Source organism: Wolbachia endosymbiont of Drosophila barbarae, from assembly GCF_044752445.1.
Lineage (GTDB): Bacteria > Pseudomonadota > Alphaproteobacteria > Rickettsiales > Anaplasmataceae > Wolbachia > Wolbachia pipientis.
On record NZ_JBIXJM010000193.1, the window covers coordinates 1 to 11,617 of the forward strand.

Genomic DNA, 11,617 nt, shown 5'->3' on the forward strand with positions numbered 1-11,617 from the left:
GGATAATTTAATGATAAAAAATTTAGAGAGAAATTTTATACACTATCGCTGATATTTTTCCTTAAGTTGATGCCATTGCCTGAACACTTACCTAATGATGAAGCTATCGAAAACATAGCAAAGAGACTTCAAAAATCTATAGACGATGCAAAAAAGCACAAGGTCATGTTTAGTGTTGATGTATTCCAAGGAGAAAAAAGTCATCAATAATAGATTATTCGATACTGATCTTATACCACCTCATGGAGCAAGATAAAAATGTTACTGAGACTGGAAAAGAAAAACTACGGCCTCTTATGTTAGAAATGTTTAATCTAGTTTCAACAGGCACTGATGTGAGCCAAGAAGTTCGGAGATTATTGCCAGAAGATATACTGAAAGAACGCGGCGAATATTTGTCACGTCTAAAACAAATTGTAAGTGATAGTATTGAAAATGACAAAAAAAAAGAAATTGTAGTAGAAAGAGATAATAAATTTTATTATGTACAGTGTCCAGAAAAAAGTGGGATCACTCCTGCAAAATTTATGAACTCCCCGGAATTTAAGGACTTAGAATATGGTGCATTGCGAATAGGAGAAGGAGATAATCTAATCTGAATAAAAAGCTGGCAATATCATGATATGCAAGGCAAAGTAAAAATGACCTTTAGGGTAGGCGATGAAAAGATCGAAATGATTTTATCTTCTGAAAAAGCTGAAAGTTTTGGTAAAATAATGGTACATATGGATGACAAAAGTTGTGAAATCTTCTCAAAGTACCTAAAAGAGCTAGAAAAAGAACTTCGTATAAGCAAGGTTGTTGAAGCTGCTAAAAGTTTTGCACAAACAAAAAGCAGTGCAGTTAGTCCACCTCTTTCTAATATGAAAAGTGTTGACACATCGCAACATTTTCAAAGTAGTGACCATGAATCACCAGAGCATTAACAATTATCATACATACATTGTTGCATATAGCAATAGTGTATGTGTATAGTTAGTAGGGTTTGTAAACTTAATAAAGTCTACAACTAATTTGAAAACTACTTTATTGTATGCAAGACTTTAAAATACTAGAAAATCTAAAAACCAAAGCACTAGAAGCTGAAAAAGGAGGCGGTTCTGACAGGATTACCAAACAACATGAAAAAGGGAAATTAACTGCTAGAGAAAGGCTCAGTATATTGCTCGATGAAAGTTCTTTTGCAGAATACGATAAATTCGTAAAACATCATGCAAATGATTTTGGCATGCAAAATGCTAATTTTTTAGGTGATGGGGTAGTGATTGGTCATGGTACTATTTATGGCAGAAAAGTTTTTGTTTATTCTCAGGATTTTACTGTCTTTGGTGGTTCACTTGGTGCGTCACATGCAAAAAAAATATGCAAAATTATGGATATGGCAATTAATGCCAGAGTTCCAATTATCGGACTAAATGATTCTGGTGGAGCCAGAATTCAGGAAGGAGTAAATTCTCTTGCTGGTTATGGAGAAATTTTTCAAAGAAACGTAAATGCATCGGGTGTTATACCACAAATTTCTTTAATTATGGGCCCATGTGCAGGAGGTGCAGTTTATTCCCCAGCATTAACTGACTTTACTTTCATGGTGAAAAACAGTTCATATATGTTTATAACCGGGCCAGATGTAGTAAAAAAGGTTACCTACGAAGATGTAAGTTTCGAAGACCTCGGTGGAGCAAAAATTCATACAAGCAAAACAGGAGTAGCGGATTTTGCATTCAATAATGATGTTGAAATGCTGCTAAAAATGCGTGAATTCTTTACTTTCTTACCAGCAAATAATCAAGAATCACCAAAATCTGCACCAATCTGTAATGATGTTGACGACATTGATGAATCCTTAAACACTCTAATTCCTACCAATCCTAATACTCCTTATGATATGTATGAACTCATTGAAAAAGTTTGTGATGAAAGGAATTTCTTTGAACTGAAACCTGATTTTGCTCGTAATATCATAACTGGTTTTGGTAGAATTGGAGGAAATACTGTCGGTATTGTTGCAAATCAACCTATGCACCTTGCAGGATGTTTGGATATTGATTCTTCAAGAAAAGCTGCGAGGTTTGTAAGGTTTTGTGACGCATTTAACATTCCGATCATCACACTTATTGATGTTCCAGGATTTTTGCCGGGTACAAATCAAGAATACAATAATATAATACAACACGGAGCGAAACTGCTTTACGCTTACGCTGAAGCGACCGTGCCGAAAATTAGCCTTATCACTAGAAAAGCGTATGGTGGTGCATACATTGTTATGAATTCGAAACATCTAAAAGGTGATATAAATTATGCCTGGCCAACTGCTGAAATAGCTGTGATGGGCCCTGAAAGTGCAGTTGAGATTATATTTCGACACGAAAAAGATCAGCAAACGTTAATTAAAGAATATAAAGAAAAATTTGCTAACCCATTTTTTGCTGCATCATATGGATACATTGATGACATTATAGTGCCAAGTAAAACAAGGTATCACTTTTGTAAAGCATTAGAGCTACTCAAAAACAAGAAGGTAGAAAGGATATGGAAAAAGCATGACAACTTACCTCTGTAACTTTCTTCTAAGCCTTGCTTACAAGTTATGCAATATTATAAGTATAATCAGTGTGCCGTTACCAAGACTCGAACTTGGGACCTTGTCATTACCAATGACGTACTCTACCACCTGAGCTACAACGGCAAGTTTATATATTATGATAATGAATAACACAAAAAAGAATAAGGAAAAAGAAGAGGAGAAAAAAAGATTAGCGAAAGCTTTAAAGCAAAATATTTTGAAAAGAAAAAAGCAGCAACAGAGTAGACAGAGAACCCTTTCAAAACTCGTTTGTGGTGAGGAATTTTTAGGAGAAAGCACCGCAGAATACTCGAATGTATTTGAGAACGACAAAATTACCATCAGAAACTTAAGTTTTGAAGGAGGTATCATGCCAGAACTACCGGAAGTGGAAGTAATCTCTAATTTTTTGCTTGATAAAATTAAAAACAAGCAAATCAGTAATGTTATAGTGAATAATTGGAATTTACGTGCCCCAATAACAAAAAATATTGATGATATGCTAAAGGGCAAAGTCATACGCAACATCAAGCGTAGAGGTAAGTATACCATCTGGAATACAGATGGTAGGGTGGCTGTAATCATACATCTTGGCATGAGCGGAAAGCTTATATATGCTGACCACGATCAAATGCGGAATAAGCATGATCACGTGGTATTTTTATTTTCTGACAATACTTCAATAATTTTTAATGACCCAAGAAGATTTGGATTAGTTATCGTTTTAAATAAAGAACAAGAAACGGATTTTTTTAGCGATTTTGGAATAGAGCCCCTCACGGATGAATTCAGTGGAGACTATTTACAGGAGTTGCTGAAAAACAAAAAAGTGAATATCAAATCAGCGTTAATGGACAATAAATCAATAGTTGGCGTAGGCAACATATATGCTTCTGAGAGCTTGTTTAGAGCCTGTATATCACCACTCAGGTCAGCAAAAAACTTGACCTATAGAGAGTGCGAAAAACTTGCTGCTGAAATAAAAAATACTCTGAGTGATGCAATTGCTGCAGGCGGTTCAACACTGAAAGATTATGCACAGCCATCTGGATCTGCTGGATACTTTCAAAATAACTTTTACGTATATGGTAAAGTTCAAAAACCTTGCAAGATTTGCAATAATATCATAACACTTATACGACAAAATGGCCGTAGCACTTATTTTTGCAACGCGTGCCAGAATTAAGATTTTATTTTTTGATATGATATTTTCACTTGAAAAAGATCCATTTGATTTGTTTTCAAAGTGGTACAAAGCAGTACTTAATTCTCCGTGTGAACAACCAACTGCAATGACGCTAGCAACTTGTAGCAAAGACTGTATTCCATCTGCAAGAGTGGTATTACTAAAGGAATATAGCAAAGAAGGTTTTGTGTTTTTCACTAACGTAAACAGTAAAAAAGGGAAAGAATTGACTGAGAACCCCAAAGTTGCGTTAGTGTTTCATTGGATAGAATTTGCTAGGCAAGTGCGAATTGAAGGAGAGGTTAAACTTCTAAACGATGAAAGAACTGACAAATACTTCTCTTCTCGAGCGCTGGGTAGTCAAATTAGCGCATGGTGCTCAAAACAATCGAGCATTCTGAAAGATTGGCAAGATTTTGAGCAAGCTATAAAATTGAAGGAAAAAGAATTTCACAATACACAAGTTTCTCGTCCTGATTTTTGGGTGGGATTTTGCGTAATCCCAAAAGTAATTGAATTTTGGCAAGAAGGTGAATATAGGAAGCATATTAGATTTAGATACACTCTTGTTGAGGGAAGCGATTGGAAAGTGGAACAACTATATCCTTAAAAATGGTTGCGGGAGTAGGATTTGAACCTACGACCTTCAGGTTATGAGCCTGACGAGCTACCGAGCTGCTCCATCCCGCGTCGTTGCTTATTTAGTTATTATATATACAAATAATGAAAAAAGAAAAATAAAATTTCACCACATGCAAATATCGACACACTTATTAACTTTTCTTGACATAATAGTTAGTTATATACGTAACAATCTGCGCAATGAACAATATAACTTGATACTGTGGTTTCCTGTTTTTCAGTGTGTAGGAATTCTAACCTATTTTTCCCTAAGTTTTGAACCAAGCTGCATATCTATTTTTCTTTTGCTTTTACCCACACTAATTTTGATTGCAATATTGTATAAAAGGTACGCGATATTATGTATCGCTTTAATTGCAGTGCTCATAGGATTTACAGCTAGTAAATTAAGAACAGCTTTAGTTGATACTCAAATTCTTGATAAAGAGAGATATGTAAAAGATATCGTTGCCACAGTGAAGGATATTAACGACAGGGGCTCATATAAACAATTTCTGCTTTCTGTTGAAAAATCCCCTACTATCTCAAAATCCTCTCCTGTCATCCCAGCGCCCCCTTTTGTCATCCCAGTACTTGATACTGGGATCCAGAAAAAAAAGATATGGATTCCAGCGTCACGCGCTGGAATGACACCGGATAGAGCTCTAGATAACATCAGAATATCAGTTAGAACCAAAGTGGAAAAAGGCATTAAAATAGGCGATCAAGTAAAATTATCAGCAAAACTCTTCCCTCTAAAGATTGCGCCCTCGGAGTATGCATACGATTTTGCAAGAATAGCATATTACCAGAAAATAAGTGCAACAAGCAAAATAGCCCTGCACAAAAAGGCTGAAGCAAGGAAATTTCAAGAATATATAGAATCTTTCCGTCAATACATTTATGAAAACCTGCAGCAAAATATCAAGAAACCACATGCGGATATAATCTCTGCATTACTGATCGGTAAAAAAGATGGCATAGATCAAAAAACTATGGACGCGATACGAGATTCAGGTATAGCACATTTGTTTGCCATATCTGGTTTGCATTTATCATTCGTTGCTGGTCTGTTTTTTGTAGTGTTTCGTAATTTATTCGCAATATCTGAAACTTTGACTCTTAAGTATAACACCAAGAAAATATCTGCATTCCTTACTATCTTGCCAACCACGTTTTATTTGTTGATTACCGGTATGCAAATTTCTGCTCAGCGTGCCTACATCATGGTGATTTTAGTACTCGTTGCAATAATGATAGAGAGAAAATATCGAGGGTTAATAGCAATTGCGTTTGCTGCTGCAGTGATACTTATCATAGAACCTGAAGCAATTTTAAAGCCAGCTTTCAGATGTCATTTTCTGCTGTTTTGGCACTGGTTGCCAGTTATCAAATTAATGCTAATAAATTATTCAAAATAAAAATAATGAAATATTTTGTGTCGATAATGATCAGCTCATTAATAGCAAGTTTAGCAACTGTTCCGTATACGATATATAATTTTAATTATTTTTCAATTAGTGGCATTATCACAAATTTAGTTGCTATACCAATAGTTACATTAATTATTATTCCACTTGGAATAATCTATGTTTTGTTGATTCCTTTCGGTATTGAATGGATTATAGCGCCATTTATAGAGCGCCCAATTGACAGTATTTTGTATATAACAAATGCAATCGCTAGTCTTCAGTATTTGGTTATTCCCATTCGTACTTTTCCTGCCTCATCAATTATTATAATAACATTTGGGTTATTGTGGCTGTGCTTGTGGGAAAGAAATTGGCGCTTCTTCGGAATTTTCTTTATTGTGCTGGGTATTTTCTCTAGTGCTATGTATAGAACTCCTGATATCTTGATAAATGCTGATAATGTTGCTGCAAAGGAGAGTGATAACTTACTATATTCTCTCACTAGAAAAAGCAGAAATTTTGTTATCAAAACGTGGGCAAAGCAAAACGGACAGAACCAAATTTTGAATCATACAAAATATAACAATTCAAATAAAAGGCTACAGTGTGAAGATTATGATTGTATATATAATAAAGGAAATAATAAATCAGTGCTACTTGCTTATAAAAAAGAAGATATTTCAGAAAATTGTGATAAAGTTGATTTAATAATTCAATTAAGTGAATTCGACTATTCAGCTTGCAACGCTAAAATTATTAAACATGCTGATCTAGAAACGTATGGCACACATTCTGTTTGGTTAACAAATCGTTACGTAAAGATTAATACAGTGCGCTCCAATAGGCCTTGGCACATGTTGAAAAATTAAGAAACTTGATTTTAAGGTTTGGTTAACGTATACCTAAATAAGTTTAAACTAGAAAAATGTTATGGTTACAGACACTCAAGATCCTTTCAAAGACTATTTTGATTTTTTAGGATTTAGAAAACTTTCTGACCAGCCCAGTAGAATTTTGAGCTCTATAAGAAAGTATTCTGGTACTATATCGATAGCAAGTACCATTGCTACTCTTATAGCATTTACTGCCTTTTCTATTCAGCCTGTTACAGTAAGTATTGCTGGGTTTGCGTTCACGCCAGCACCTCTTGCCTTTATTCCTCTTATAGTTCTCTTATTTACTGCTGTTATAAACTTTATAAATACACAAAAAATAAAAGAGAATGAAATAGATAAAAAAATAGGAAACTATCAAGTTGATGAACAGTACAGCCAGATTGCTCAAGAAGCTAAAAAAATTGAAATTGTAACAAATTTAGATAAAAAGGGGGAAAAGCTTTCAATAGTTTTACCAATTTCTAAGACGCAGAGAGAAATACTAGAAGATATAGAAGCAGAAAATAGAAATAGGATTCTCTTGTTTACTGGATCATATGTATTTGGTACTATTATAGTAGTTTCAGCAATATCACAATCCATTAATGCTCCAATAATATTAATAGCTTTATTAGTCGCTATTCTTTTATGCATCATATCAACACTTAGCAATCTAATAAGTAATAGCGTGGATCATGAAAATCATACTATTAGAAAACACAGTTCTTTAGGTCTTCTATTTCCATACTGGTCTGGAAAGGGCATGGTTGTATCAGTAGTAGAAAATAAGCTTGGTAAAAGGGAAAATGAACTAATATCTCTAATGAAAAAACTACTTAGTCCGCTTTGCAACTCATTTGACAGTAACCTTAAAAAAGCTTGCGATTTACTTGATAATAGTCTTTTAAAGCCTGCAAATATTAACATTAAAGAAACGCTTGATCACCTAAAAAAAATCAGAGAAGACATCAAAAAAGATTTAGATTGGCTACATGCAGAAATTTCAGAAGTTTTAAATAACACTAAAGAATTGACAAAAAAAGCACATTCACTAGATATTGAAGGTACTTTTTCTAGGTTAGAGAATGCTATTAAAATTGCTGAAGATAAAATTGAACGATTTGAACCAAGCCGCCTTGTAGGCTGGCTTCGATCAACTACGCAGTCTAATGATAACGAGTTCCTTATCATGCTAAAAAAGTTAAAAGAGGATACAGAAGAGGAAAAAACGGAATTGAAGGAGCAATTAAACGTAGTAAGGAATGAATTAGAAGAAATAAAAAAGAAGCAAGCTCAACCAAGTACGCCTGATTTAGAAGCTAACAATGGAAATAATACTAATAAATTATTAGTATTAGAAAATAAAGTCAAAGAACTACGTGACACAGTTAGAAAGTTAGAGCTGGAAGCAGAACAAAATAAGCTGCAGCAAAAGAAGGAAAAGTTAGAGCAAAAAAAATCTGAACAAGAAAAAACAGATGAATGGAAAGAAAAAATCAACGGCAAACCAAGTGACTTTCTATATTATTTATTAGAATCTATTAAGCTGGAAGAAAAAGATAATAAAGAAAAAAAGGTTGAGGCAACATTACGGGATTTTGATAACAAAATAATAATTCACTGGAAAGATGGCTCTCAAACAATTTGCCATATTAAAAAACAAGGTGATCTTCCTAGTACAAAAGTTGATTTTGTAGATCAAAATATTCAAGCAGCATTTGCAGTAGCTCGCGCGGGGTAGTTGTTATAGACCACTTAGAAGTAACCTTAAGTGTTAATAATGATAAAGAGAAATTAAGGTTAGACACCTATATAGCTGAAAAATGCAACATATCACGCAGCAAAGCGCAAAGATTGATACAAAATGAGCAGGTGAAATTACTTGGCACACCGATAATTAATAATGACTACATAGTAAAACCAGGTGAAGAGTATGTGGTGCATCTCGTTCAACCTGACATATCCACATCAATTGAGCCTAATTATGACATAAAACTTGATATCGTCTATGAAGATGAGGACATTATAGTTCTGAGTAAACAAAGTGGATTAACAGTGCACCCAGGTGCTGGGACAAACAATGATACGCTTTTGAACGCAGTTATCGCTCACCTTGATGTAAGACCAGGAATTGTTCATAGACTCGATAAAGATACTAGTGGGCTAATGGTAATTGCAAAAAATGAAGCAGCCCATAGGTTTTTGTCTGAATTGTTATCGAATCGCAAAATAAAGCGGGAATACTTAGCAGTAGTTTGGGGAACATTATCTTCTCAGCAAGGCACGATGAAAACTAACATTGCTCCCAAACGCGGTAATAAAGAAATGATGTGTGTAACAAAAATCACAGGCAAATTAGCAATCACTCACTATTTAGTGCAAAAAGTTATAGGACAAGTAAGCCTCGTTAAATGCACTTTAGAGACAGGCAGAACACACCAAATTCGAGTCCACATGAGCCACATAGGACATTCCATAGTTGGTGATCAAGTTTATGGAAAAAATAGTAGTAAAAGCACAAAATATGCTAAAAACTCTAGTTTCATTCGTAATTTCAATAGACAAGCACTACATGCTTATACACTGGGCTTATACCACCCAAAAAGTAAGGAATACATGGAATTTGTCTCTGATTTACCGCAAGATATAAAAACTTTAATTGGTGAGTTTGAAAATATACCTAAGAAAGGGTATCCGTTCAGCAGAGTAGCAAAGTAGGTAGATAAGATAAACCAAAAAATCAAGAAAAAGTGAGTTTACAACAAATGGGTGTCATGCAAGTAGCTGACACTGGTTCACTTTATGATGGTGTCATCCCAGTGCTTCCTTTCTTGTCATCCCAGTCTGGGATCCAGATTGGGCACTAAGTTGGTAAACACGAAAGCGCTTTACAACGTTTTTGATGGAACTGCGCGAAAGAACTGGATGCCAGTGTCAGCTACTTGCATGACACCCATTTGTTCCTATAGTTTCTTTTTCACTTCCACTATTTGTAAACCAAATGTTAGCCAGTTCATCTTTAAGTAACTCCAAATCCGCATCTGGCGTAATCACTTATATATTCCTTTCACTACTTCTTGATGCTGCGGACAACTAAGTAAAATTTTGAAATCTTCTTTATCTGGATGTGCTCCCCAATCTCCACACACTTTCAACACTCCTCTATCGAAGTCAGTTAATTCTGAAACGGTGGCTGGTTGTGAACTGAAAAATGGTTCAAAATTGACTTCAACATTTTCTTCTACATAGCCGGTGTGAAAATAATGATCCTTAATATAAAAAATAAATCCTATTATTGGTATTATTAAACACAAAATTAGTTTAACTGTCTTCGACATAATCACGTTCACAAAAAAGCTAGCCTATAAGAAATAATTTAAAAAAGTTTTAATCTAATCGTTTTTGCAGAGCAGCAACTCCCGGCATTTCATCGCCACTTAACCAATCTAAAAATGCTCCTCCACCAGTGGAAACATATGTAAAATCCTTATCGGTAAGGCCTGCAGCGCTTATTGCAGATAGACTATCGCCTCCCCCTATTATGCTGGTTAACTTTCCTTTGTGCGTTAAGTCACTTACGATTTTCATTACCCCTATTGTACCGCTTGCAAAAGCTGAATGTTCAAAAACACCAATAGGTCCATTCCACAGCAGAGTCTTACTGCTTGCTATTATACTGCTTATTGTACTCAAAGTTTGTGATCCGATATCCAAAATTATATCACCGTCCAAAATGGACTCAGTTTTTCTTGAAATACTAGTGCTGTAATCAGAGTTTACTGCAACCAGAACGTCTTCTGGCACAACTATTTTGCAATTGTTTTTATTTGCTGTTTCAAGAATATTATGCAGAAGGTCGTCAACACCATTTTGAAAGAAAGATTTCCCTATATTTACTTTGCTAAATGACAAAAAATTATTGGCTATTGCACCACCTAGAACTAGGTAATCAACCTTTTCTGTTAGCTTTATAAGCATTTTTATCTTAGTTGATATTTTAGCTCCCCCAACTATCGCAGTAATAGGTTTAGCTTTAAACGATACAGCTTTTTCAAGATACTTTAGCTCATCTTGCAAGCAAAACCCTGCATAAGAGGGTAAAAATTCTGTAATGCGTGAAATAGAAGCGTGAGCTCTGTGAGAGCAAGAAAATGCATCATTTACATATATATCCGCTAGAGATGCTAGTTGTTTGGCAAAATTTGAGTCACTTTGCTCTTCCTCTTTATAAAATCTTAGATTCTCTAGTAATATTATATCTCCTGCATCCATAACACTTACTGCTCTTTGTACTTTTTCACCAACGCAATCGTCAATGAATTTCACTTTTTTATTTAGTAACTGCGATAAAGTGTCAATTACATTTTTTAGCGACAGATTATTGTCTCTGGCCTTTGGGCGTCCAAAATGTGATATAATAATAATCTTTGCACTCGCATTCACTAAATACTGAATAGTAGGCAATGCTCTCAAAATACGAGTGACATCACGAATTTCTCCATCTTTTATAGGAACATTGAAGTCAACTCTAAGTAAGACGGCTTTATTGTGAAGATCACAATTTTCTATACTAGGTATGTTCATTACAAAATTGAAGCTATAAAGTCACTATACAGCAGTTTGATCTAAAGTAAAGTTTTAAGCTTACGAACGTTTAAGGAAATTTGCATGCCAAACGCTTGACACTGGAACTTTATCGTCATGCCACCACGAACCGTCATACCGCGATTCATTCGCGGTATCTCTAGATCCCGCTAACACGTAGCGGGATGACGATTGTCAGGGTGTCATCCCAGCACCCCTATGATGTCATTTAAGTAGCTGACACTGGTTCCTTTATGATGGCAGTGCCCCTATGGTGTCATTCCAGTGCTTGACACTGGAATCCAGCCTTTCCATAATCATCAAAACATTGTATTTTAACGTAAAACAGCTATTTTTATGCTCACCAACTTAATAA

General features: G+C 34.9%; 9 protein-coding genes, 2 tRNA genes and 2 pseudogenes. 9 read left to right on the forward strand and 4 right to left on the reverse strand.

Translation table 11 applies throughout. The annotated features are described in order from the left end of the window. Positions 1–75: 75 nt before the first annotated feature. The 4 genes from ACIPNH_RS04105 to ACIPNH_RS04120 all read left to right on the forward strand — a co-directional run bounded on the left by ACIPNH_RS04105 (position 76) and on the right by ACIPNH_RS04120 (position 2,560). Positions 76–210, forward strand: a complete 135-nt coding sequence (locus tag ACIPNH_RS04105; RefSeq protein ID WP_255324782.1) for a hypothetical protein — start codon at positions 76–78, stop codon at positions 208–210. Positions 211–242: 32 nt separating this feature from the next. Then, positions 243–599, forward strand: a complete 357-nt coding sequence (locus ACIPNH_RS04110; RefSeq protein ID WP_400771878.1) for a hypothetical protein — start codon at positions 243–245, stop codon at positions 597–599. 42 nt (positions 600–641) lie between these two features. Next, a complete protein-coding gene (locus ACIPNH_RS04115) occupies positions 642–926 on the forward strand; it encodes a hypothetical protein (RefSeq protein WP_400771880.1) in 285 nt (94 codons plus the stop codon). Between the two features lie 107 nt (positions 927–1,033). Then, entirely contained in the window at positions 1,034–2,560 is a 1,527-nt protein-coding gene (locus tag ACIPNH_RS04120; protein WP_015589410.1) for an acyl-CoA carboxylase subunit beta, read from the forward strand. A gap of 53 nt (positions 2,561–2,613) precedes the next feature. Here ACIPNH_RS04120 and ACIPNH_RS04125 read toward each other — a convergent pair. Continuing rightward, positions 2,614–2,686 (reverse strand) — tRNA-Thr (locus ACIPNH_RS04125). A gap of 247 nt (positions 2,687–2,933) precedes the next feature. Here ACIPNH_RS04125 and mutM point away from each other — a divergent pair. Together mutM and pdxH are read left to right on the forward strand one after the other, a co-directional pair. Then, entirely contained in the window at positions 2,934–3,749 is an 816-nt protein-coding gene (gene mutM, locus ACIPNH_RS04130; protein WP_400771885.1) for a bifunctional DNA-formamidopyrimidine glycosylase/DNA-(apurinic or apyrimidinic site) lyase, read from the forward strand. Between the two features lie 16 nt (positions 3,750–3,765). Further along, positions 3,766–4,359 (forward strand): pyridoxamine 5'-phosphate oxidase, encoded by a 594-nt coding sequence (gene pdxH / locus ACIPNH_RS04135; protein ID WP_400771882.1) that lies wholly within the window; start codon positions 3,766–3,768, stop codon positions 4,357–4,359. Positions 4,360–4,362: 3 nt separating this feature from the next. Here pdxH and ACIPNH_RS04140 read toward each other — a convergent pair. After that, positions 4,363–4,439 (reverse strand) — tRNA-Met (locus ACIPNH_RS04140). A gap of 62 nt (positions 4,440–4,501) precedes the next feature. Between ACIPNH_RS04140 and ACIPNH_RS04145 the strand changes: the two are divergent. The 3 genes and pseudogenes from ACIPNH_RS04145 to ACIPNH_RS04155 all read left to right on the forward strand — a co-directional run bounded on the left by ACIPNH_RS04145 (position 4,502) and on the right by ACIPNH_RS04155 (position 9,375). Next, positions 4,502–6,651: pseudogene (locus tag ACIPNH_RS04145) on the forward strand (ComEC/Rec2 family competence protein). A 61-nt stretch (positions 6,652–6,712) separates the two neighbouring features. Then, on the forward strand, positions 6,713–8,398 hold the full coding sequence (locus tag ACIPNH_RS04150; RefSeq protein ID WP_265024521.1) for a hypothetical protein: 1,686 nt from the start codon (positions 6,713–6,715) through the stop codon (positions 8,396–8,398). Between the two features lie 5 nt (positions 8,399–8,403). Next, on the forward strand, positions 8,404–9,375 hold the full coding sequence (locus ACIPNH_RS04155) for an RluA family pseudouridine synthase (RefSeq protein ID WP_400771887.1): 972 nt from the start codon (positions 8,404–8,406) through the stop codon (positions 9,373–9,375). A gap of 243 nt (positions 9,376–9,618) precedes the next feature. Here ACIPNH_RS04155 and ACIPNH_RS04165 read toward each other — a convergent pair. Then, a pseudogene (locus tag ACIPNH_RS04165) lies at positions 9,619–9,995 on the reverse strand (EndoU domain-containing protein); the annotation flags it as partial. A 49-nt stretch (positions 9,996–10,044) separates the two neighbouring features. Further along, complete coding sequence (locus ACIPNH_RS04170; protein ID WP_264723839.1) at positions 10,045–11,241, reverse strand: phosphoglycerate kinase; 1,197 nt, start codon at positions 11,239–11,241, stop codon at positions 10,045–10,047. Positions 11,242–11,617: the final 376 nt, after the last annotated feature.